The sequence below is a fragment of the Flavobacterium chungangensis genome (assembly GCF_042654045.1).
GTDB classification, from domain to species: Bacteria; Bacteroidota; Bacteroidia; order Flavobacteriales; family Flavobacteriaceae; genus Flavobacterium; species Flavobacterium chungangensis.
In genome coordinates this window covers 87,434-113,635 of the sequence record NZ_JBHSFY010000002.1, presented here as the reverse complement: position 1 = coordinate 113,635, position 26,202 = coordinate 87,434, and the positions used below count along the sequence as shown (strand labels likewise).

At 36.0% G+C, this 26,202-nt stretch carries 14 protein-coding genes; 13 read left to right on the top strand and 1 reads right to left on the bottom strand.

The features are described 5' to 3' along the window. Positions 1-14: 14 nt before the first annotated feature. Positions 15-1,493, bottom strand: a complete 1,479-nt coding sequence (locus tag ACFO3N_RS03600) for an MFS transporter (RefSeq protein ID WP_379795270.1) — start codon at positions 1,491-1,493, stop codon at positions 15-17. Between the two features lie 988 nt (positions 1,494-2,481). Here ACFO3N_RS03600 and ACFO3N_RS03595 point away from each other — a divergent pair. From ACFO3N_RS03595 to ACFO3N_RS03535, 13 genes are all read left to right on the top strand, one after another. Continuing rightward, entirely contained in the window at positions 2,482-5,613 is a 3,132-nt protein-coding gene (locus tag ACFO3N_RS03595; RefSeq protein WP_379795269.1) for a SusC/RagA family TonB-linked outer membrane protein, read from the top strand. A 15-nt stretch (positions 5,614-5,628) separates the two neighbouring features. Beyond that, the gene (locus tag ACFO3N_RS03590; protein WP_379795268.1) at positions 5,629-7,101 is read left to right on the top strand and encodes a RagB/SusD family nutrient uptake outer membrane protein; all 1,473 of its coding nucleotides are present in this window, start codon (positions 5,629-5,631) and stop codon (positions 7,099-7,101) included. 193 nt (positions 7,102-7,294) lie between these two features. Further along, positions 7,295-9,211, top strand: coding sequence for an arylsulfatase (locus ACFO3N_RS03585; protein ID WP_379795267.1), 1,917 nt, complete (start codon positions 7,295-7,297; stop codon positions 9,209-9,211). Positions 9,212-9,444: 233 nt separating this feature from the next. Next, entirely contained in the window at positions 9,445-10,503 is a 1,059-nt protein-coding gene (locus tag ACFO3N_RS03580) for a sterol desaturase family protein (protein ID WP_379795266.1), read from the top strand. 11 nt (positions 10,504-10,514) lie between these two features. Further along, positions 10,515-11,231, top strand: a complete 717-nt coding sequence (locus tag ACFO3N_RS03575; protein WP_379795265.1) for a thioredoxin domain-containing protein — start codon at positions 10,515-10,517, stop codon at positions 11,229-11,231. Positions 11,232-11,440: 209 nt separating this feature from the next. Beyond that, on the top strand, positions 11,441-13,060 hold the full coding sequence (locus ACFO3N_RS03570) for a sulfatase-like hydrolase/transferase (RefSeq protein ID WP_379795264.1): 1,620 nt from the start codon (positions 11,441-11,443) through the stop codon (positions 13,058-13,060). A 210-nt stretch (positions 13,061-13,270) separates the two neighbouring features. After that, on the top strand, positions 13,271-14,530 hold the full coding sequence (locus ACFO3N_RS03565; RefSeq protein WP_379795263.1) for a YeiH family protein: 1,260 nt from the start codon (positions 13,271-13,273) through the stop codon (positions 14,528-14,530). A gap of 904 nt (positions 14,531-15,434) precedes the next feature. Further along, positions 15,435-18,482 (top strand): SusC/RagA family TonB-linked outer membrane protein, encoded by a 3,048-nt coding sequence (locus tag ACFO3N_RS03560; protein WP_379795262.1) that lies wholly within the window; start codon positions 15,435-15,437, stop codon positions 18,480-18,482. A 10-nt stretch (positions 18,483-18,492) separates the two neighbouring features. After that, positions 18,493-19,941 carry a RagB/SusD family nutrient uptake outer membrane protein gene (locus ACFO3N_RS03555; protein WP_379795261.1) on the top strand — a complete coding sequence of 483 codons (1,449 nt, stop codon included), beginning with the start codon at positions 18,493-18,495 and terminating at the stop codon, positions 19,939-19,941. A 183-nt stretch (positions 19,942-20,124) separates the two neighbouring features. Further along, positions 20,125-21,777 carry an arylsulfatase gene (locus ACFO3N_RS03550; RefSeq protein ID WP_379795260.1) on the top strand — a complete coding sequence of 551 codons (1,653 nt, stop codon included), beginning with the start codon at positions 20,125-20,127 and terminating at the stop codon, positions 21,775-21,777. A gap of 579 nt (positions 21,778-22,356) precedes the next feature. Continuing rightward, entirely contained in the window at positions 22,357-23,241 is an 885-nt protein-coding gene (locus ACFO3N_RS03545) for a serine O-acetyltransferase (RefSeq protein WP_379795259.1), read from the top strand. A 61-nt stretch (positions 23,242-23,302) separates the two neighbouring features. After that, complete coding sequence (locus tag ACFO3N_RS03540; protein WP_095928820.1) at positions 23,303-24,223, top strand: family 2A encapsulin nanocompartment shell protein; 921 nt, start codon at positions 23,303-23,305, stop codon at positions 24,221-24,223. Beyond that, complete coding sequence (locus ACFO3N_RS03535; protein ID WP_379795258.1) at positions 24,207-26,138, top strand: family 2A encapsulin nanocompartment cargo protein cysteine desulfurase; 1,932 nt, start codon at positions 24,207-24,209, stop codon at positions 26,136-26,138. The genes ACFO3N_RS03540 and ACFO3N_RS03535 overlap by 17 nt, the downstream gene beginning before the upstream one ends. Positions 26,139-26,202: the final 64 nt, after the last annotated feature.

The following is a 26,202-nucleotide window of genomic DNA, read 5'->3' as shown; positions in this document are numbered from 1 at the left end:
TTATTTTATTTAAATTATTGATTATCTTCTATTTGTCTTACAAAATTTGGTGATTTTGTTCTCATAGCTTTTATGATTGTGCGGTGCATCCATACCAGACAAAGCACAGAAACTAGAAATATAAAAATCCATGAACTGGTCCAGAGTCCGGTATAGGTAAGGAGATATCCAAAGATTATGGGACCTAAAAACCCTCCTAAACCTCCTATTAAACCAACCATTCCGCCTACTACACCAACTTCATTTGGAAAATACTCTGGAATGTGTTTGTAAACTGCTGCTTTACCAATTCCCCAAGAAATGCCTATCAGGATTACCAGAACGATATAAACCCAAAGATTGGCACTGAAATTAATTTGGGTAATGCCATGAGCTAATAATTCTTTCTTTTTAACTTCCTGATTTTGCTCTACAACAATTTCTTGCCATGATTTCTTTACGGGAAAAACAGAAGATTCGCTGTTAGTTTCTAAATCTTTTTTACTGTTGATTTGATGTTTTTTACCGTTTACAATTATTTCATTTGCAGTAATTTCTGTAACTGTTCCGTTGGTAAGCGACATAACGCCAGGACCAGCAGTAATGATTTCCATCTTTGGAAACATCAACAAAAAGCTAATTATAATTGAAGATCCTAAAACCCAATACATCACTTTTCGGGCTCCGAATTTATCTGATAGATAGCCTCCTAGAGCTCTGATTACGCCAGACGGCAAACTGAACATTGTGGCAAACATTCCTCCCAAGACCAAACTTGTACCGTACACATTCACAAAGTTTGGAAGAAGCCATTGCGAATAGGCAACAAAAAACCCGAAAACTAAGAAGTAATAGGCACCGAATCTCCAGACTCTTGCTTTTTTAAGGGGCGACATTAGTTCGCCAATAGTTTTTGATACTACCTGATTGGTTTTGTTTTTAGCAAAAACAATAAACAGGATTCCTATAAGCACTAATGTTACTCCATAAATAACAGGAAGCATTTTCCAGCCATTAGTAGGATCATTTTCTGATAAAGTATTTAATAAGGTTGGCGCTATAAAAGTAGTCAATGCGGCACCTGCATTTCCCATTCCGAAAATCCCTAAAGCCCTGCCTTGCCATTCTTTAGGATACCAAATTGAGGTATAACCTATTCCGACAGCAAAACTTGTTCCCACTAAGCCAAAGAAAAAACTAAGAATGGCAAAAGTCCAGAAAGAATCTGCAAACGGCATTAAAAAAAGTGGAATTGAACAAAGTAATAATAAAGCAGAAAAAATAACTTTCCCTCCATATTTATCCGTTAAAATCCCGATTGGAAGTCTGAATATAGAGCCTGAAAGAATTGGAATTCCTAAAAGCCAACCAATTTCTACAACAGTGAAATTAAATATTCCTTTATCAGCCAAAAAAGTAATCAAAACGCCGTTTAAAGTCCAACAAGCAAAACAAATTGTAAAAGCAAGTGTGTTAAGGAATAAAATTCTGTGAGACTGAGATAGATTACCCATAAATAGAAAATTACTTTGATTTAGATTGAGAATACTATTCCTCAATTACAAAGCAAAACTACAGGGTTAAATTCTTACTAAAAATGACAAATATCATATTAAAGGATAAAATGGTATTTTATTAAACCAAAACATTACTTATTGAAGAATAAATATTTATAAAACAAACCAATTGCAACACAACTTTATAAAGAAAGAATATGTGCTCTATTATTTTTTTATAAATTAATATTATAAAGATGGTTTTCAGACGTTTTAAGAGCTCCATTTTACGTCTTAAGCACTCTTAAATTTATAAAAAAGGGTATAAATACTACATTTTTATTTTATTTCTAATTTTAAATTTAACATTTCTGTGAATCAATAATTTAGCACGAAATCAATTGAAATAAGGCATTCCAAGAGAATCAATTCTTTAGGTTCTACTTTAAATGAATATTTTTTTGAAAAAAACTTTACAAACTTTTGGTTTTTATTATATAAAATTTAACTTTGTCTATATGATTAGTAGAGTTTAAGATAATATTTCAAACTATAAAAATTATTATTGTGAAAACAACAGAAAGCATATCGCGTTACATTCTTCCTAAAAAATACACTTATAGCACTATTTGTTATATGTGTTTCTGTTGTTAATAATCTACTTTTATTTTGTTTGCCTTTAGAATACATATCAAAGCAAATCAAAAAAAAAACCACCAAAAATATTTACTGAATTTTAACCAAAAGTCTCTCCGATGCATTCAATTGTATTGGAATAGATTCTTGAAACCACACCTATTATTCAACAAATTAAATAACTAACAACTAAAAAAAACTAAAATGAAAACATTGCAAACCTGTTGCTGTAAATAAAAAAAGCCATTTCTGCGGCAACAGAAATGGCAAGGCTTAAAGAACATTTATCACTAAATCAAGAACACTTTTAGAGTGCTGTATAAACAGTGCTCAGGGCGCCTTGTTAATTACTTAAAACCAACACAAAGAAATGAAAAAAAAGTTAAACATACACATACTGCTGTTTCTACTCTTCATAACGGCAGGAATACAAGCCCAGAATACCACCCCGCTTATACAATCAAAATTGGACGGAACTGTTGTAGATGACATTACAAATCAGCCCATTATCGGTGCTTCTGTAACCATTAAAGGAACAACTCACGGTGTTGTTACAGATGCAGAAGGAAAATTTTATTTTCAGACGGGACAGAAATTTCCTTACACTTTGATTGTAACTTACATCGGATATAAAAAAATAGAAGTAATTGTTGAGAAAAATCCAGTAATCATTAACCTTAAAGAAGAACGCCAAGAACTAGACGAATTGGTTGTTGTGGGTTATGGAACTCAAAAAAGAAAAGACATTACAGGTTCTGTAGCTTCTGTGCCTAAAGCCAATTTATCTCAGGTCACTTCATCGGCAGATAATCTTTTAAGAGGCGCTGTTGCGGGAGTTGTAGTTACACAAAGTTCGGGGCGTCCGGGTGCTTCTTCGAGCGTTCGTATTCGCGGAGGAAACTCTATTACTGCTGGTAACGAACCTCTATATGTTGTTGATGGAATTTTAATCTACAATGATAACAGCAATAGTGGCGCTGGAGTAACTTATGCCGGAGCAAGTGTAAATGTTCTGTCAACTATTAACCCTGCTGATATAGAATCGATAGAAGTGCTGAAAGATGCATCGGCAACAGCAATATATGGCTCGCGTGGTGCCAATGGAGTTGTAATTATAACCACTAAAAAAGGAACAAAAGGACAGGATAATATTTCGTACCAAGGCTATTTCGGATTCCAGAATATTTCAAAAAAACTAAAATTAATGAATGCCAGCGAATGGGCAAGTTTAAGAAACGACGTTCAAGCAAGTATTGGTCAAGCTCCTTCTTTCTCTGCAGCACAAATCGAAGCTTTAAAAACTTCTGGAAATTACGATTGGCAGTCTGCAGCATTTATCACTGCGGCACCCGTTCAAAGTCATAATCTATCTTTTTCTGGCGGTGACGAAAAATCTAGATATGCAGTTTCTGCAGGTTATTTTGATCAAGATGGTATTGTATTAGGATCTGATTTTAAACGTATTTCGCTTCGAGTTAACTACGAAAGAAATTATTCTCAGAAATTCAAATTTGGCGTAAATGCCAACTATACCAATTCAATTGCAAATGGTGTGGGTACAAATGGCGGTGCGGCGGCCGGAAGAAATCCGAATCCGCTTGTAAGTGTGGTCTTGACAGCTCCTGTTGTTCCTATTAAAAATGCAGATGGAAGCTATAATGTAACCAATAACCCTTACGCAACTTCTGTAAATGGTTATATTCCGAACGCAATTAACGATTTGGATAATACAACTAACGAAACCAAATTAAACAGAATCCTAACCAGTTTATTTGGCGAGTATAAATTCAATAAAGAATTAACTGCAAAAGTTGCGGTTAGCGGTGATGTTTTAAATACAAAACAAAATTATTATGCTCCTTCAAACACTACTACAGGAGCTGGAACAAAAGGATTAGCTTCTATCGGAGAAAGATCAGTAGGTTCTGTTTTAAATGAAAACACGCTTAATTACAACACTCATTTTGGCGAAAATCATAAGTTTTCTGCTTTGGGAGGTTATACACTTCAATATACAAAAGGCGAAGTTGTAAATGCTGGAGCTCAAACTTTTGTTAATGATGCCAATACTTATAATGCTATTCAAGATGGTGTACCTGTAAAACCTTATAGTGATGCTTACGAAAGCGTACTAAAATCTTGGTTAGCGAGAGTGAATTATTCTTATAAAGGAAAATACAATTTAACGTTATCTGGACGTGCAGACGGTTCTTCTCGATTTGGTTCAGAATCACTTTGGGGTTATTTTCCTTCTGCCGGATTTTCATGGAATATTACCGATGAAGAATTTGCGAATAACATTAAAGGTGTAACCGAAGCAAAATTAAGAATTACAGCCGGAACAACAGGAAACCAAGAAATTGGAAACTATCTGCCTTTGGCTTCAATGGGATCTGTAAATTACTCTTTTGGTGGAACTTTATACACCGGTTTAGCTCCTACCCGATTGGCAAATCCAGATTTGAAATGGGAAAAAACAAATCAGTATAACGTTGGTTTGGATTTATCCTTATTAGACCGAAAAATCAATTTTGTTTTTGATGTCTATTACAAAAAGACAAAAGATTTATTAATCAACGTTCCAGTGCCGTTGAGTTCTGGCTACGCGACAGTGCTTCAGAACATTGGAGGAGTTGAAAATAAAGGTTTTGAGGTTGGTTTAACAACAGAAAATATAAAAACAAAAAACTTTGCCTGGAACTCCAATATCGTATTTTCTTTAAACCGAAACAAAGTGACTGAGATTGGAAATGGTGTAAACGAATTTTTCCCAGTTGTTCCAAATGGTTCTTTGCTACAGCAACAGCCTGTTATTGTAAAAGTAGGTTTGCCTTTGGGAAGTTTCTGGGGATATAAAACTAACGGAATTTTTCAGACTCAAGAAGAAGTTAATACACAACCAAAAATCAACAGTTTGGCAAACACCAAAGTGGGTGACAGAAAATATGTGGATACCAACGGAGACGGTGTTATTACAGCTCTTGACAAAGGAAATCTAGGTACTTCTCAGCCAAAATTTGTGGGGAGTTTCAGTAACACCATTTCATACAATGATTTTGATTTGAACTTTTCATTTCAAGGAGCATACGGCGGAAAAATCTTCAATGCCTTAAATCAGCAATTAGAAATTTCGACTCTTGGAACCAATGCCGCTTCTACATTGAATGACCGTTGGACACCAACCAATCCGAGCAACGAAATCCCGAGAGCATCTAGTTCTCCATTAGGAATTGTTTCTGAACGCTATGTTGAAGATGCTTCTTTCTTACGATTAAAATTAATCACATTAGGATACACCTTGCCCAAAAGCGTTTCTAAAAAATTGGGAACCAAGAGTGTGAAATTTTACATCTCGGCAGAAAACCTCATTACATGGACTAAGTATACTGGCTATGATCCAGAGGTAAGCTCATACGAACAAAACAACTTATATCCGGGAATTGATTTTGGCTCTTATCCAAACTCCAAAACATTCATCTCGGGCTTGAACGTAACTTTCTAAGTAAAAAAATATATAATGAAAAAGACAATCATAACATTCCTTTTAAGTGCCGGTTTATTGGTATCGTGCGCCGATCTTGAGGTAACACCTACCTCGTTTGTAACCGAAGACAATTATTTTATCACACAAGATGATGCTACTGCAAGTGTGACTGCTGTTTATGCTTCTTTAAGTCTTGATCCTGGTGAGCAGAGTTTATTTGGAAGAAACCTTTATTTCTTGACCGATATGGCTTCAGATTATGCAGCAGCTGGAGTTTCGGCAACCAATCCCCAGGTTAGAGCTTTGAGCAGTTTAACGCATGATGCGACTTCAGATCGTGTTCAAGTGGCTTGGAGACAAATTTATAACGGAATCAATAGAGCCAATGTATCTATTGATAACATTCAAAAAGTTTCTGGTTCAGAGGTAATCAAAACCAGATTGATCAATGAAGCTAAATTTATTAGAGGGCTATTGTACTTTCAGGCAGTTCGTCTTTGGGGCGGCGTTCCAATTGTTTTGCACGAAGCGACTTCTATCAATTTAGGAAATTTAAAAACAAATCGTTCTACAGTTGATGAAGTTTACAATCAAATCATTAAAGATTTAACAGATGCTGAAGCTCTTCCAAAAACGTATACAGCCGCAGATGCAGGTCGTGCTACATCGGGAGCTGCAAAAGCAATTTTAGCAAAAGTATATCTGACTAGAAAAGACTGGCCAAATGCTATTGCAAAATCTAGAGAAGTAATTGATGGCGGATACGGATATGCTTTGTTTGAAGAGTTTCAAGATATTTTCACTAAAACAAAAAAGAATGGAAAAGAGCATATTTTCTCGGTTCAATTTGAACCAAATCAGGCAGGAAACGGTTCTAGCGGAAGTACTTTCCAAGCCACTTCTTTTACCGGATTTACAGCTACAGAACCAGCAGATATTATCTCAGACGTTGCTTTGTTTTATGATATTTATGCGCCTAGCGATAAAAGAAGAGATGTAAGTTACGCCAAACAGCTGCTGAATCCTGCAACGGGAACACTTTATACTTTTCCGAAACCAATCTTCAAAAAATACTTGGATTTGTCCAATTTGGCTACTCCTGGAAACGTAGCTATCAACTTTCCTGTTATTCGTTATGCAGATATCCTTTTGTCTTTAGCGGAAGCTATAAATGAACAGGGTGGACCAACGGCAGAAGCATACGAATTAATCAATCAAGTAAGAAGAAGAGCTTTTGGGAAGCCTATTACAACTCCAGACGCAGCTGTGGATTTAGTCGGATTAAATCAAAGCACTTTTAGAGCAGCGATTCAGGAAGAACGCAAAAAAGAATTTGTTCAAGAAGGGCAAAGATGGTTTGACTTAGTACGATGGGGAACATTGGTTACCGAAGTGAAAAAAGTAACCGCTAAAAACTCAGTTTCAGAACGAAATAACCTCTATCCGATTCCGCAAAGCGAAAGAAATATTAACCCTGATGGATTAACGCAAAATCCTGGGTATTAAAAAATTTAAACACATAGAGACATAGATTTTTTTTAATAAAAGAATAAAAAAAGAAACATGTTTCTCACACATAGATTACTATGTGCATTTAAACAAGTGAAACACCTTTTCAAAGCAAAGCAAATCTATGATTCTATGTGTTTAAAAAACAAGAACCATTATTTAAAACCATATAACTAAAAAACTATAAAAAATGAAAAATTTAAAAAATAGCATTGCAATCAAAAGTCCGAAGAAAGGGCTTTTGATTACTGCTTTCCTGATTGCACAATTGGGAATAGCACAGGAACAACCAGAATTTAAAGGAGTAATCGGAAAAACATTGGCTGATTCTAAAGAATACTGGCCAGATCCTGTAACGGCGCCAAAAGGTGCTCCGAATGTGGTTTGGATTCTTTTAGACGACGTAGGATTTGGAGCTTCAAGTACCTTTGGAGGATTGATTAATACGCCTACTTTTGATAATTTGGCAAATAATGGTTTGCGCTATACCAACTTCCATACAACAGCAATTTGCGCCCCTACCCGTGCGGCTTTATTGACTGGTAGAAACTCAGGAAGAGTTCACGTTAGTGGATTTTCTCATACTATTTTATCCGCAGGTTTCCCAGGCTGGGATGGAAGAATTCCTTCTGATAAAGGAACAATTGCAGAGATTCTTCGCGATAATGGATACAACACTTTTGCTGTTGGAAAATATGGCGTTACACCAGACGAAGAAGCATCAGATGCGGGTCCGTTTGACCGTTGGCCAACTGGAAAAGGTTTCGATCATTTCTACGGATTCTTAGGTTCTCAAACCGATCAATACAATCCTGATTTGGTAGAAGATCAAGTTCATATTAAACCTGACGGACGTCATTTGAATGAATTGATTACAGACAAAGCCATCAGTTATATTCAAAAACAGCAAAAAGCGGCACCAGGAAAACCTTTCTTCCTGTACTATGCTCCTGGAGCGGTTCATGCACCTCATCAGGTAGCTGAAAAATGGGTTGAGCCTTACAAAGGAAAATTTGACGAAGGTTGGGATGTTTACCGCGAAAAGGTATTGGCAAACCAAAAGAAATTGGGAATATTTCCTCAAAATGCAGGACTGCCAGATCGTAACGCTTTAATTACGGAATGGAAAAAATTAACTCCAGACCAAAAGAAAGTATATGCAAGATTCATGGAAGTTTACGCAGGATTCCTGACTTATACTGATTATGAAATTGGAAGAGTTGTAAATTATCTGAAAGAAAGCGGCCAGCTAGATAACACTTTAATTTTTGTTGCCATTGGTGATAACGGAGCCAGTAAAGAAGGAACGCTACAAGGAACAATTAATCAAAGTTTGTTTGCTCAAGGAAAATCAGATGAAGAAAATTTCCAAAGCAATTTGAATAATATTGGAGAAATCGGAACAGCAAAAGGTCTAAATACCAATTATCCTTTAGGATGGGCACAAGCAACCAATGCTCCTTTCAAAAACTGGAAACAAGATGCACATTCAGAAGGTGGAACTCGTAATCCGTTGATTGTTTTTTATCCAAATGGAATTAAAGATAAAGGCGGAATCAGAAATCAATACAGCCACGTAACCGATTTGCTTCCAACTACATTGGCTGTTGCAGGAATTAAAGCGCCAGAATATATCAAAGGAATCAAGCAAGATATTATTCAAGGTTCTTCTTTCCAGGCTTCTTTAGATAATCCGAAAGCCGAATCATTGCACAAAGTACAGTATTACTACATTTTTGGAAATAGAGCAATCTACAAAGACGGATGGAAAGCTTCTGCAGCCCATTTACCAGATTCTTTTGCTGTGAAAAAATCTTTAGGAAGCAACGAAAAACCTGCTCCGAGCAACTTCGATACCGATGTTTGGGAACTGTATAACCTAAACGAAGATTTCAACGAACGTAATAATCTGGCGAAAAAATATCCTGAAAAACTGGCTGAACTTCAAAAATTATTTGACGAACAGGCCAAAGAAAACAATGTGTATCCGTTGATTGACTGGCAGGATGTTTACAACAGAAGAATCCACAACACAGGCGCCGATAAAGGAAAAACAGTTTCCGATTTAATCAAACAGGCAACTAAACCTGGAGGAACCAATAACTAATTGCAGAACCTGCAAGGTTTCAAAAACCTTGTAGGTTTAAATTAAAAGCTTAAAAAAAACATCCCTACAAGGTTTGAAAAACCTCGCAGGCTATAAAACGAAGAATTATGAAACGAGTAGATTATGAAATTATAGGAAAAAAGATTGTCGTTGGGATAATCTTGTTTTTAGTTCCACTGGCGATTCTGGCTGGCGGATTAGCAGTAGTAAATCAATTTTTAAAATAAGAAATCATGGCTATAGTTCAGAAAGAAAAATTAACGAGAGACTTAACAATAAGTTTCTTCATTTATTCATTGCCTGTAGTGGCAATTTATCTTTATTTTAAATTAACGGGTGGAGCTGTAAGTGAATCGCATATTACACTGCCTTCGTTTTTAGAATTTGCACAACCCGTTTTTGCTAATATCAGAACTTGGGGATTAACGGTATTTATGCTTGTTTTGGGAGTTATAGAATTTGCAGCAGGTTTATACGATGACGAATGGACAGGCGAAGAACGTAAAATAGATATCGTTTGTTTCTTAGCTCCAAAATTGCTTTTGCCTCCTGTAATTGCTTTTTTTAGTTTAACTGCTTTGCCTTATTTACTGCCAAACTTAGCAAACTCATTATCATGGGTTCCGTTTTGGGGAGGCTTTTTCTTAATTGCCATTGCAGACGATTTAACGCAATATTGGTATCACAGACTGCATCATCAAGTCCCGTTTTTATGGCGTTTTCATAGAACACATCATTCAGCTCCGTATATGGGAATGGCGATGGCTTCTAGACAAAACTTTATTTACACGCTTTTCTTTTCTCAAATTTATTTGACAGCAACTTTAACCTATCTAGGTTTAGGTCTTCCTGCTTTATTTGTTTTAGTAATTAAAAGTTTCATCACTTTAGGCGCGCACTCAAGCATTCCATGGGACAAACCTTTTTACAAATACAGAGTACTACATCCAATTGCATGGGTTTTAGAAAGACTGATTTCTACTCCTGCAACACATCAAGCGCATCATGCAGATACAAGCGGAGACGGAGTTGGGCATTTTAAAGGCAATTTCGGAAACATGTTTTTTATCTGGGATATCATTTTTGGAACAGGACTAATAACCCGTAAATATCCAAAAACATTCGGAACAAAATCGTACAAACAAGAAGAATGGTATGCGCAATTTCTTTGGCCAATTTTTAAATCTAAAAAAGAAGGAAGTTCTCTTGCCGAGGGAGTATTATCATTTCCATTAAAACCTAAAACGGTTGCTCCTGAAGAAACTCCTACTCCAGTATTAGAACAAGTATAATAGTTACTGATATGAAAAATCAAATCTTTAAAAACAGTATAACAGCAATTGCCTTTTTATGGGCAGTTGCTGCTTTTTCGCAAAATGAAATTCATAGCTCATTGTCGTTAGATTCATTTTATTCGAAAATAAAAAGTCAAAAAAATCCGCAGATTGTTGATGCAAGAACTTCTGAAGAATTTGCTTTGAATCATATTGAAGGCGCTGTAAACTTTAATCTTCAATCTGAAAACTACGCGCAATCTGTTGCTAAATTAGATAAAACTAAACCCGTTTTTATTTATTCTATCGGAGCTGGCCGAAGTGTGGCTTTAGAAAAAGAATTGTTAAAAAATGGCTTTTCTGAAGCCTATAGTTTAGAGGGCGGAATTGCCAACTGGATCGGAAACGGAAAACCTTTTTATTCGAATCTAAAAAGTAAATTGTCTCTGGCAGAATTCAATAAAATTATTGCCGATAACAAAACGGTTTTGGTTGATATTGGTTCCAAATACTGCGCGCCTTGTAAAAAAGTAAAACCAGTTTTAGAAACCATCAGATCTGAATACGGAACCCATTTAAAAATCGTAGAAATCGAATTGGAAGACAGTCCGCAAGTTATTGCCGATTTAAAAACAGTAAAAGTTTTCCCGACTTTAATTTTATATGAGAATGGTAAAATTGTTTTTAAGAAAGAAGGTATAAATGATTTGAAAAGTGAAGTTGATGTTGCGTTGGCTTCTAAGTAACGCTTTTGAACCGCACAGTTTGTCAGGCTGAGCGAAGTCGAAGCCCGCAATCAAAATCGACAATCTTTATAGAGTTTCTTGCGGAGATTTGCTTCGCCAGTTCGCTCTCGCTCGTGTCCTCGTTCCTCGGAATGACAAAAATGCGTGTAAAACTTTGACAAAGTTCTTATAGACTTCAATTCCACTAAAACCCAACCAAAAACCAAACTATGGCAACCTATAAAAAAATAACCAAAATTGTTACCCTTATTTTACTAGTGCTTCTCATTCTGGCAGCATTTTTATTCTGGCCAATTAATACAGACGGAACATTAGTCAAAGAAGATCAAAAACTTGCCGAAGGGAAAAAAGCCTTTTTAGCCTCAAAAGCTCCATCTGATTCTACAGTAAAAAAGCCAAACATCATTATTCTCCTTGCCGATGATTTAGGCAAATATGATATTTCGCTCTATGGCGGAAAATCGACTCCTACTCCACAGATTGATTCTTTGGCGGCTTCGGGAGTTACTTTTACCGACGGATATGCATCGGCTGCAATTTGTTCGCCTTCGCGCGCCGGATTAATCACAGGAAGATATCAGGAGCGTTTTGGGCATGAGTATCAGCCAGGAGATCGCTATCCTAAAAACAATTTGGAATATTATGCTTTTAAGTATTTAGTCAACACAAATAGCTGGAGATTAAACGATAAAATCGAATATCCAAATGATGCCTCAATTGCAACACAAGGACTTCCGAAATCTGAAATTACTTTTGCCGACTTAGCCAAAAGACAAGGTTACGCTACAGGAATTATTGGGAAATGGCATTTGGGACATAATAAAGGATTTTTTCCTCTGGACCGTGGCTTCGATTATCATTACGGATTTTATCAGGCGTTCTCCTTATTTGCTCCAGAAGATAATAATCCAGACATCATCAATCATCATCATAAAGATTTTACCGATAAAATGATTTGGGGCAAAGGTCGTGTCGGAATTGGACAGATTCGCCGAGACAGCACAATCATTGATGAAAAAGCCTATTTAACCGAAAAATTTGCAGAGGAAGCAGAAACTTTTATTGATAAAAATAAATCTAAACCTTTCTTACTTTATATTCCCTTTAATGCGCCACATACGCCATTTCAGGTTCGTAAAAAATATTACGATCGTTTTCCGAATGTAAAAGATGAAAACAAACGCGTTTATTTTGCTATGATCAGTGCTTTAGACGATGCAATTGGAAGAATCCGTGAAAAAATCAAAAAAGAAGGTCTTGAAGAAAATACTTTAATCGTTTTTGCAAGCGATAATGGAGGCGCTGATTATACTTTTGCCACAACAAATGCACCTTTAAAGGGTGGTAAATTTTCTCATTTTGAAGGCGGAATCAATGTTCCTTTTGCACTTTCGTGGAAAGGAAAAATCAAACCTCACACTGTTTATAAAAATCCTATAAGCACTTTAGATATTTTCACAACCATTGCATCAGCGATTGGTTCTGATTTACCTAAAGATCGAGTTTATGACGGAGTTGATTTAGTAAAAACGGTAAATGAAAATAAAGTTGCTCACAAAGATTTATACTGGCGTTCGGGCGATGCAAAAGCCATTAGAAGCGGCGACTGGAAATTAGTCATCAGCGGAAGAACCCATGAAAAATGGCTCTACAACCTTGCTTCTGATAAATTTGAAAAAACAGACCTCTCACAAAAAAATCCTGAAAAAGTAAAGGAATTACAAGCCGCTTTACAAAACTGGGAAAAAGGATTAATTAAGCCGCTTTGGCCTAATTTAACCTATTACGAATTTGACTTTGGCAAACAAAAATACTTTGTCGATTTGTAACCAATCTACAAACATTACAGACTTAATAATTCTAATATCCTAACAGGTTTTAAAAACCTGTTAGGTATTTACTTTTAAGTCAGTACAGGTAAAACAGAAAACCTACACAGATTCAAAATCAACTACATAGCAGTTATTATTTAATTCCCTACAAATAATACCTAACAGGTTTTTAAAACCTGTTAGGATAACAAATTAATTAAGAATAAAATGTCAACCTCTACAAAATTTACAATTCACGAAGATTGGACCGTCGTTATTCTCGGTTTTCTAATTATCGGAATTTCTCTCTTTATTTTTCTGCCAGAAGTTCCCGTTTTTAAATGGACGAGCGGAACAGACTTAATAAATAATGTTTTCGAAATAAAAAACATTCAAACCATTGGTGTTCAATTTCTTTATTTTATTTCTATTGGAGTAATCGGCACTTTCTTAGTTGGAAAATCAGTTAAAAATTTCATTTTCGGATTTCCAATCATTTATCTCTTGACCATAATCGCCATAATCATTGCAGGAAATTCTGAAGTAAAAGCGCTAAATCTAGAAGCAGTTATTTTCAGTTTAGTCATCGGATTGATAATTGGAAATTTCTTCCAACTTCCAGAATGGTTTCGTTCTGCTTTATCAACCGAACTTTTTGTCAAAATCGGATTGGTTTTATTGGGAACAAGTGTTATTTTTTCTGATATTTTAAAAGCGGGTTCATTAGGTTTAATTCAGGCTTTGATCGTAGTTTTATCCGTTTGGTATTTTGCCTTTTGGTTATGTAAAAAACTAAAAGTCGACGACGAATTGACCATGATGATCTCAAGCGCGGTTTCTATCTGTGGCGTTTCGGCTGCAATCGCAACTTCGGGCGCGATAAAAGGAGATTCTAAAAAACTGTCTTATGTTATTTCGATGGTTTTAGTAACTGCCATTCCCATGATGATTTTTATGCCGATCATTGCCAGTCATTTTAATTTTCCAGAAGAAGTTACTGGCGCTTGGCTCGGCGGAAGTATTGATACTTCTGGAGCTGTCGTCGCATCTGGAACTTTGGTTGGCGAAACAGCTTTAAAAATAAGTACAATTGTCAAATTTTCTCAAAATGTTTTATTGGGTATAGCCGCATTTGCCATTTCTATTTATTGGACTTACACTCATAATCAGTCTTCTGAAATTCAAAAATCGAAACCAACTCTCGGCGTAATCTGGGAACGTTTTCCAAAGTTTGTCATTGGTTTTATTGCAGCTTCTATTGTTTTTTCATTTTTTGTTGCACCAGAAACTCGCGATGAACTAAAAGAAAGTTTAAAAAATCTCCAAGGACTTTGGTTTGCATTGGCTTTTACAAGTATTGGATTGGAAACCAATTTTAAAGATTTACTTCAAAACAATAGCAGAAAACCTTTAATAGCTTTTCTCGCTGCGCAATTCTTTAATATCATTATAACATTGATTATCGCTTTTTTGCTTTTTAAACCTTAAAAATAGCATTACTATTCTATATCAAACCCGACAGGTTTTAAAAACCTGTCGGGTTTGATACTTTTAAAATCCTATTACATTCCATAGGAATGTCTGGTTGATAGAATTAATTTGAATTTTGAATATACGTTCCGTAGGAACGTTTGGAATTTATTCACAAATGCATTTATTTCTATAAAATCAAGTGTCCTTACAGGACACACGATACCGAACATTTTTTTTCTACCGACGAGATATTCCTACGGAATATTAAAAATTCCCGCTGATCTGTGTTTATTAAAAAAAGCAAGTAAAAACTGTATAAACAAAATAGTTGACATCTACTTTTATTTTTTAAAACAAAAACAATAAATAACTAGTTTACAGCGATTTAAAAACACTTAAAATATATTTAAAGTTCTTTAAATATACTTTTTTTCAAAAAAATTAAATAATCTTTTGGTTTTCATTATAATAAAATTAACTTTGTCTATAGGATTAGTAGAGTTTAAACAATAAAGAACTACATTTTGAAAACAACAGCTTACACATCGCATTACATTCTTCCTGAAAAATTCACACATAGCACTTTTTGTTATATGTGCATGTGCTGTTAAAAATCCAATCTCCATTTTCGTTTCTTATCGAAAATAAAATCACAAACTAAATTACATCTTGACAACAAACGATTAATACCAAAAGTATTGAACAATTAACTATGTCAAAACCATATTAACTAAAAAAAATAATAACTAAACAAGATTACAAAATGAAAATAATGCACTGCCCTATCCTTTCATAGTAAAAACCATTTCTGCGGCAACAGAAATGGCAAGACTCAAAGAACATTTATCACTAAAGAAAGCCTTCGGAAATTGGAAAACCAATTTTCCGTACCGCTTTATTATTTAAATCCAAAAAAGTAATGAACAAGCAATTACATGCCTTTTTGTGGCTTTTTGTATTCTTAATTTCGATCGGAATTAAAGCACAAAATACACAGCCCTTAATTAATTCGACCTTAAATGGTACAGTCGTAGATCAAGTTACCAATCAGCCCATTCCTGGCGTAACGATTCAGATCAAAGGAACAACTCATAGTTCTGTAACCGATTTAGACGGAAAATTCTATTTTCAAACGGGACAAAAATTCCCTTATACTTTAATTGTAAGCTATTTAGGTTACGTTACCGCAGAGCATATCGCAACCAAAGATTTCATTCAGATTTCGCTAAAAGAAGATGTAAAAGAATTGAATGAAATCGTCATTATTGGATACGGAAGCACTTCTAAAAAAGATTATACTGGAGCCGCCGAAACCGTAGCTCAGATGTCATTAAAAGCGACTCAGAAAACATTAGAAAGTTCGCTTCAAGGTTCTGTTGCGGGTGTTAACGTAACACAAACTTCGGGTCAGCCGGGCGCTGGTATGAGTATTCGTATTCGTGGAGGAAGTTCAATTCAGGGTGGAAATGAGCCTTTGTATGTCATCGACGGATTTCCTTTATACAATTCAGAAGTCACTTCTGGTGTTTTGAGCGGTACGCCAACCAATCCACTTTCAACCATAAATCCGTCAGACATCGAATCGATTACGGTTTTAAAAGACGCTTCTTCAACAGCCATTTACGGTTCTAGAGGAGCAAACGGAGTTGTTATTATCACAACCAAAAAAGGTTCAAATACTGCTACAACTGTAAATTATGATTTTACAATCGGCCAGCAGTCGGTTCGTAAAAAAGTTGATGTTCTAGACGCACAAGGTTTTTCGAGATTAAGAAATGCCGCTTTGTATGATTCCAATCCAGCAGGCGGACCAAACCAATATCTGACCGATGCACAAATTGCCCAATTAGGAAAAGGAACCGATTGGCAAGATGCTGCTTTCCAAAAAGGATTGACACAAAATCACCAATTAAGTGTTTCTGGCGGAAACAATCAGACCAAATATGCGGTTTCTGGAAACTATTACAATCAGGAAGGAATCATAAAAAATACAGGTTTTGAACGTTTCAGCGGACGTGTTAATTTAAATTCAAAAATAAGCAGTAAAGCAAGATTTGGTTTGAACTTAACGATTGCCGAAACCAAATCGAAAGTAGCGCCGAGTGGCTTGGTTACCGCTTTATTGAGCATGCCTCCTACTGCAACGATTTACGAACCAGACGGAAGTTATACTTTAAGAAATCCGTTTGAGAATATTTTTGCCAATCCGATCGCGACATTAAACGAACGCAAAAACCAATCTATTACCGATCGTATTTTAGGAACTATCTACGGTGAATATGATATTTTGAAAAATCTAGTTTTGAAAGTTTCTTTTGGAACCGATATGATTTTCAACAAAGAAAAAAGCTATTTACCCTCTAGCATTTATGAAGGTTCTATTACCAACGGAGAAGGAAAAATTGGAACTGCCGATTCTAGCAGCTGGTTAAACGAAAACACCTTAACGTATACAACAATAATTGGTGAAAAACATCATCTGAATGCTTTGGCGGGTTATACACAGCAAAGCTCAACCAGAGAATTTAACACTTCTGGATCGCAGCAATATGTAAATGATATTACAGGTTATTACAGTTTACAAAGCGGAAATGTGGCTTTAATGCCAACCTCTGGAGAAAGCACTTGGGCGTTAAATTCGTTCTTATCAAGGGTAAATTACAATTACGATTCGAAATATTTCTTAACAGGAAGTATTCGTGCCGATGGTTCTTCGCGTTTTGGAAAAGACAATAAATGGGGTTATTTCCCTTCTGTTGCCGCAGCTTGGCAGATTAGTAACGAATCGTTTTTTAATCCTGTAAAAGACGTTATCAATAGTTTAAAAATCAGAACAAGCTGGGGTGCTACAGGAAATCAGGAAATTGGAGAATACCAGTCTTTATCTACTTTGACGAGTGTAAAATATCTTTTTGGAGACCAGATTTATACCGGTTTTACGCCTACGCGAATTTCAAACAACAATTTAGGATGGGAATTAACGAACCAGTTTGATGCTGGTATTGATGTTGGATTCTTTAATGATAAATTGAATTTAACGGTTGATGTGTATCGCAAAACCACCAAAGATTTATTGTTAGACGTTCAGCTTCCGTACACAACAGGATTTACTTCTTCACTTCAAAATTTTGGATCTGTAAGAAATCAGGGAATTGAATTTGGCTTGAATGCTTCTCTTGGAAATACTGCTTTTTCTTGGACATCGAACTTTAATATTGCTTTCAACCAAAACAAAATCATTGCTTTAGGAAATGGTGCCGAATTTTACACTTTCGGAAACTATATTTTAAAAGTCGGACAATCATTGGGAACTTTCTACGGTGCCGTAACTGACGGAATTTTACAAACAGACGAAGTGGCTACAAAAGGAGTTTATACCGGAAATGCAACGCCAAAAGCGGGAGATCGTTTGTATAAAGACATTAACGGAGACGGAGCATTTACAACCGCTGCAGACAGAACAAGTATTGGCGATGCACAGCCTGATTTTGTTTTCGGATTCTCTAATAATTTCACTTACCGAGGTTTTGAACTAGCCATTTTAGTGAATGGTTCGGTTGGAAATAAAATCTTAAACGGAAACCTACAAGCACTGGAATTGTATAACGGACAGCAAAATGCATCAACCTCAGCATTGGATGCTTGGACACCAACAAATCCGAGTAATACAACGCCAAGAGCAAAATTAGATCCTGCACCGGTTTTCTCTAATCGATTTGTAGAAGATGGCTCTTTCGTGAGATTAAAAAATATTGCTTTAAGCTACAATCTTCCTAAAAAAGTATCGGAGAAATTAAGTTTGACCTCCGTAAAATTTAGAGTAATTGGAGAGAACTTATTAACGTGGACAAAATATACTGGCTACGATCCTGAAGTAACAAACGGAACGACAATTTCTCCGGGAACAGATACCGGAATTTATCCAGCTTCTAAAACAATTTCAGGCGGTTTAATCGTAACATTCTAAAAGACTTATCATGAAAAAAAATATAATATTCAGTTTAGCGGTACTCTTTTTAGTGAGTGCCTGCAATTCTTTAGACGAAGATCCAAAAGCTTTTATTTCGTCTACCAATTTTTATAAAACCACCGAAGATGCTGATGCTGCCGTTATTGCTATTCATAATGCCATAAACAGTTCTACGCATACATTGTACAATCGTTTAATTCAGATTGCGACCGAAATGGCAACAGATGATTATGAAGCAGGACCAAGAGCAAGAAATGCACATGTTAGGGCTTTGTCCAATTTAACGCATGATGCTTCAAACGACCGTATGATTGAGTTATGGCGACAAAGCTATGACGGAATCAATAGAGCAAATGTTGCAATTGACAATATCGGGAAGAATCCAAATCTTAATTCACAGAAAGACAAAGATTTAATTAACGAAGCAAAGTTCTTAAGAGCGCTTTTATACTTTAATTTAGTACGATGGTTTGGAGATGTTCCGTTGGTTTTACACGAAACAACAGTTTTAACACCAGAAGCAATCAATGTCAGCAATACACCTGAAGCAGATGTTTATACGCAGATCGAAAATGATCTAATTGATGCCGAAGCACTTCCTGTAGTGCAGCAAAATAAAGGCCGAGTAACGGCTGGCGCTGCAAAAAGTATTTTAGCAAAAGTATATTTAACTGAAAAAAAATGGCAGAAAGCAGCCGAAAAAAGCAAAGAAATCATTGACAGTAAAGTTTATGATTTATTCGAAAATTATGCTGATGTCTTTAATGTAGCAACCAAAAACGGAAAAGAACATATTTTCTCAGCTCAATTTAAAGGATTAACCAACTGGAACGGAAATATGCTGGCTTCTACAGCAGCGCCAACTTCGGTTCCTGGAATTGCAGGAGATCAAGCAGATGCATTGCACAAGGAAGGTAAACTTTTTGAAGCGTTCGCTGAAACAGACAAAAGAAAGTACATCACTTTTGCAGTCGAATTTGTAAGTCCGACCGATGGAAAAACGTATAAAGTTACGCCACATTTCAACAAATATTTTGATCCAGCGACACCGACTTCGCCAGGGCAGTCTTCTAAAAATACGCCAATTATACGTTTTGCAGAAGTATTGCTGATCTATGCAGAAGCTTTAAACGAACAAAATGGAGGTCCAACTCCAGAAGCGTACGCAGCGGTTGACCGAGTGAGAACTAGAGCTGGAGTTGAATTATTAGCGACAACTTCTCCAGCATTAGGTCAAGACGCGTTTAGAGAAGCGGTTTTTGAAGAAAGAAGAAAAGAATTGGTTTACGAATATCAGCGTTGGTTTGATTTGGCAAGAAGAGGCCCAGATTATTTTGTAGCTAAATTAAAAGCCGCAGGAAAAACCAATGCACAGCCAAAACACGTTCACTTTCCTATTCCGCAAAGAGAACTGGATTTGAATCCAAATTTGAAACAAGTTCCGGCTTGGAGATAGTTTTTTAACACGTAGAGACATAGACTTTTTTGCTTTCGAAAAGAATTTAAAAAGAGAATATATTTCTCCACACATAGCTATGATCTTTATTACAAGTAAAACGCCTTAATACGTGTATAAAATCTATGTCTCTATGTGTTAGAAATAAAATTAAAAATATACTAACAGTAAATTATAAATAAGATGAATAAAAGAATAAACATTTTATTTTCTGTTTTATTGACAGGAATAATAGGTTCTTATGAAGCCGAAGCCCAAACCGCATCATCTAAACCCAACGTAATTTTGATTATGGTGGATGATATGGGATATTCTGATTTAGGGAATTACGGTTCTGAAATTAAAACGCCAAATCTGGATCGTTTAGCAAAAGAAGGAACTCGTCTCCGCGAATTTTACAACAACTCAATTTGTGCGCCTACAAGAGCTTCTTTATTAACGGGACAATATCAGCACAAAGCGGGAGTTGGTTATTTTGATGTGAATTTAGGACTGCCAGCTTATCAAGGATATCTAAACAAAGAATCTCTAACTTTGGGTGAAGTTTTCCGTTCTGGGGGCTACAGCACTTTAATGTCAGGAAAATGGCACGTAGGTTCAGAAGATCAAGCGCAATGGCCAAATCAAAGAGGTTTTGATAAGTTTTACGGAATCTTAAAAGGTGCTGCGAATTATTTTGATACCAAACCACTTCCTTTCGGGAAAACGGCTTATCCTGTAAAAATGATCCGCAATAATGAAGAACTGCATCCAAAAGACGATTCGTACTATTTCACAGATGAAATCGGAAACAATGCGGTTACTTTCTTAGACGAACAAAACAAAGAAAATAAACCTTTCTTTTTATACTTAGCTTTTACAGCACCTCACTGGCCTTTACAGGCAAAACCTGTAGATATTGCCAAATACAGAGGCAAATTTGATGAAGGCTGGGATGCTTTAAGAGAAAAAAGAATTCAGAAGTTAAGAGAAAACGGCATTTTGCTTCCTAACCAAACTATTGCACCTCGTGATCCAGAAGTTCCAGAATGGGATAAACTGACGTATGACGAAAAACAATTCTGGAAAGCTAAAATGGAGGTTTATGCCGCAATGGTAGACAACATGGATCAAAACGTTGGGAAAGTTTTAGATAAATTGAAAGCGTTAAAGAAAGATAAAAACACTTTAATCATTTTCATTGCAGACAATGGCGCTCAAGGCGGATTCAATACGTACAATCCATTAAGAAGAGGTTTAGTTCGTAACGACGGGCCAATCGGAACTTCTGGATCTTTTGATTATCAAGAACAAAACTGGGCATATCTTTCTAATACACCTTTACAAGATTATAAAAACAATATGCACGAAGGCGGATTCAGTTCTCCGTTCATCGCTTGGTATCCATCTAAAATTAAAGCAGGAAGAATTGATAAAGGAACAGGACATATTATTGACCTTGCTCCTACTTTCTACGAATTGGCTGGAATTGACTATCCTAAAACGTTAAACGGTGTAACTTCTAATCCGCTACCTGGAAAAAGTTTATTGCCCGTTTTATTTGATAATGCATCAGAAGTAAACCGTGGCGCACCTTTATTCTGGGAAAGAGCTGGAAACAGAGCGGTTAGAGAAGGAAAATGGAAATTGGTTTCTATTTATCCGTCTTACCAATGGGAACTTTATGATCTTGAAGCAGACCGTGGCGAAACAACAAACGTTGCCACACAAAATCCTGGAATTGTAAACGATCTTTCGGCCAAATATTTTGACTGGGCAGATAAAACAGGAGTTGTAGAATACAGCAAATTCAAACAAAAAGGAGAATTGATTCCGGGCGCTGCTGCTAAGAAATAATCTAATCTTACGGAGATTTATCTTTTTTGAATTTTAAAAAGCATTTAAGGGTTGAAAAATGAGTTATAAAAACTTATTTTTCAACCTTATTTTATTGCTTAAATCAAAACACAAACCACTAATAAACAACACATTAAATCCAAAATATTTTATTTTTTACAGAATAATTTCATAACGTATCAAATAAATTTCAAAAAAGATTTGGATTTTATCATAATAAATATAACTTTGTCTATAGAATTAGTAGAATTTAAATAATTAAAGCACTACATTTTGAAAACAGCAGAAAAAATATCGTCTCACATTTTTCCTAAAAATTATACATACAATACATTTTGTTGTATGTGTTTCTGTTGTTAATTCCTTCACTATTCCCTTTTTAGCGATTTCCATTTTAAAAAAAATGGGAGCCAAAAAGCGATTCTCTTTATTTCCCAAACACTTTCCTACTGTAATCCTATAATCACTTTGCTGTTTTTCATCAAGAGGATTATTATGGCATCAAATACTATTTAAAAGGTTTTGATTCAGATATCAGTTATGGCAAGAATTTCAATTACAAACCAAAAACCAATTGTTATGAAATCTTTTTATCACGAAATAGCGCGACAACATCAGGAATTATTAATCCTCCCAGAAAAAAAAGTTATCCATCAATTTATTGATGATTTTTTCCTTCTGCTGTATTCAAATACAACAAAGACTTATGAAACTGAGGCATCTGTAAGGTATAAATTCAATCTTCTGGAAAAACAGTTTGATGAACTAGTCACCGATTTTTCTCCCAAAAGTGATTCAAGACAACAGACTGAAATCTTTTTTGAAGCCATTCCGCATTTGCACAAAAAAGCCATAAATGATGCGCTTACCATTTTTACAAAAGATCCAGCCGCAAAATCCTTCGAAGAAGTCTTGTATTCTTATCCCGGCTTTTTTGCTATTGCGGTTTATCGATTTTCACATCAATTATGGGAACAAGATCTAAAACTTCTTGCTAGAACTATATCTGAATATGCACACATAAAGACCAGTATAGAAATTCATCCTGGCGCTCAAATCGGAGATAATTTTGCCATTGATCACGGAACCGGAATTGTAATTGGCGAAACCACAATTATTGGCAATGATGTACAAATTTATCAAGGCGTTACGCTTGGGGCTTTGAGTGTGAAAAAAGAAGATGCTTTTATAAAAAGACATCCAACAATTGAAGATAATGTAGTAATCTATGCCAACAGCTCCATCCTTGGCGGTCAGACAATCGTTGGAAAAAATTCAATTATTGGCGGTAATGTCTGGCTTACTAACAGTATTCTTCCAAATTCTATTGTGTATCATAAGAACGAAATAAAAATTAAAACACTTTCAGAAAACAAAAGGGAAACACCAAAAGACACTGCAATCCTAACTTTCAATTACAACTCAGGAGAAAGATATTTATCTGTAGATGAGCTGTTTGAATAGAATTTATGAATAACTTTAAGGAATCAAAAAATAAATTATAAACCTATAAAAACTCAAAAAAATGGCCGAAACAAAACCACAACAGACCGCATTAGGCGATGTTGCAGCAAGACAGCTCGCAATAGCAACTCGTACCGTTCCACAAATCGGAACCGTAACACCAAGATGGCTAACACATTTATTACATTGGACTCCAGTAGAATCGGGTGTATTTCGTTTAAACAAAGTTAAAAATGCCAATCATATCGAAGTAGATTGTTCTGCTCGTGACGAAAGAGTTTTGCCGAATACTTTTGTTGATTATATCGATAATCCAAGAGAATATAATCTTGCGGCAGTACAAACCATTGTTGATGTTCACACCCGTGTTTCTGACTTATACAGCAAACCTTATAATCAGATTTCGGAACAACTTCGCTTGGCAATTGAAACGATTAAAGAACGTCAGGAAAGCGAATTAATCAACAACAAAGATTATGGTTTATTGAGCAATGTTGTGCCTTCACAAATCATTAAAACACGTACAGGAGCTCCAACTCCCGATGATTTGGATGAATTGCTTACAAAGGTTTGGAAAGAACCTGGATTCTTTTTACTTCATCCATTAGCAATTGCAGCTTTCGGACGCGAATGTACACGTCGTGGTGTTCCTCCTCCTACTACATCTTTATTTGGATCTCAGTTTTTAACTTGGAGAGGAATTCCGCTTATTCCATCAGATAAACTGCCAATTGTAAAAGGAAAATCTAAAATCATATTATTGCGTACAGGCGAAAGCCGTCAAGGCGTTATCGGATTAATTCAGCCGGGATTGCAAGGCGAACAATCTCCAGGATTATCAGTTCGTTTTATGGGAATTAATGAAAAAGCAATTGCTTCTTATCTGGTTTCACTTTACTGCTCTTTGGCTATTTTGGTTGACGATGCCATAGCTGTATTAGAAGATGTAGAAATAGGAAAGTATCATGAGTACAAATATTAGCAACAACGGTTTACCCAACATAGACGATTTGCAGCATTTGGCAAACGAGCTGTTCAAGGCACTTCCTAACGAATTTCCAAAAGAAATATCGTTAAGTCCGGATAAAGCTGAGCATCCGCGTGCGACAAAAATTGCAGAAACGTTCTTGCAAACAGGAAACATTGGTTCATTAGATCAAATTCCTTTAGCAGTTCCGTCGAATGTACAGCCAGTTCAGCATTCCTTTAGCGGGTTTGGCGCTTCTCCTACCGTATCCAATTACGAAAACACGGGAGCTTTTGCTTTACCGCCAAATGCTGGAGCGGGATTTGATCCAAAGGGCGAAAAGAGTTCTTCTGGAGTTCAGGAAAATCATGATTTAAACATGGATGATCCGCATACTGGTTTTCATGATATTAATTTAAATAATGGAAATCCGCAACTGAATCAAGAATCTGCTTTTTCGCCATTGTTGCTCAACAATCAATATCTGCCATTTCAAACAGAAAACTCTTCGTTTGAAATTGAATTGCAGGCAGCCTTGGCTTTTGTTGATACACAATTTAAAAAACGAGAAGATTTTCCGTTAAACGGAAATGAAACGGCAACATCCTATTATTTTTTAGACCAGAATCCTTTTGCATTTGACAGAAAAAGCACCAATATCGCCGTCGGAAATTCTTTTGATGCTAAAGAAATTAATCTTTTCAAAGGACATCATTTTAATGCCGAATTGGTAAAAAAGGATTTTCCGATTCTGAGAGAAACCGTAAACGGAAAACCTCTAGTTTGGTTTGACAACGCCGCAACGACTCAGAAACCACAATCGGTTATTGATAGAATTGCGTATTTCTACGAACACGAAAATTCGAATATTCATCGTGCCGCACACGAACTAGCTGCTCGCGCCTCTGATGCCTACGAAGCTGCCCGCGAAAAAGTAAAAACCTTTTTGAATGCCAGTTCGGTAAACGAAATTGTTTTTGTTCGAGGTGCAACCGAAGGAATAAATCTAGTTGCTTCAACTTGGGGCGATCAGAATTTAAACTCGGGCGACGAAATTATTGTCAGTAATTTGGAACATCACGCGAATATCGTTCCGTGGAAACGTCTTGCTGATAAAAAAGGTTTGAAGCTAAGAGTGATTCCTGTTGATGATGACGGTCAGATTTTGTTGGATGAATATGCAAAACTGCTGAATTCGAGAACTCGTTTAGTGGCTTTTACACAAGTTTCGAATGCATTAGGAACTGTAACTCCAGCCAAAAAAATAGTTGAAATGGCACACTCTGCCGGAGCAAAAGTTTTAATTGATGGTGCACAATCGGTTTCGCACATGAAAGTAGATGTTCAGCATTTAAATCCGGATTGGTTGGTTTTCTCTGGACATAAATTATTTGGTCCAACAGGAATTGGCGCTTTGTATGGAAAAGAAGATTTATTGAACGAAATGCAGCCGTATCAATCTGGCGGTAACATGATTCAGGATGTGACTTTTGAGGAAATAAAATACCATAAAGCACCGAATCGTTTTGAGGCTGGAACAGGAAACATTGCCGATGCTATTGGTCTTGGCGCTGCTATTGATTATGTAACAAAACTAGGGATTGAAGCGATTGGGCAATACGAGCATTATTTATTGGAATATGCCACGAATTTGATAAAAGAAATTCCAGGTGTACGATTAATAGGAACTGCCAAAGATAAAGCGAGCGTTTTGTCCTTTAACCTGCAAGGCTACTCAAACGATCAGGTCGGACAGGCCTTGAACAAAGAAGGCGTTGCGGTAAGAACAGGACATCATTGTGCACAGCCTATTTTACGCAGAATGGGAGTTGAAACTACGGTTCGTCCTTCATTAGCTTTTTACAATACAACTCAAGATGTAGATACTTTTATTAAAACCTTATGGGAATTGAAGAAAGTGAAATTCTAAAATAAAAATGAGTCAATGCTTTAAAAACACTGACTCATAAGAAATAGTTACTTTTTTTGATATT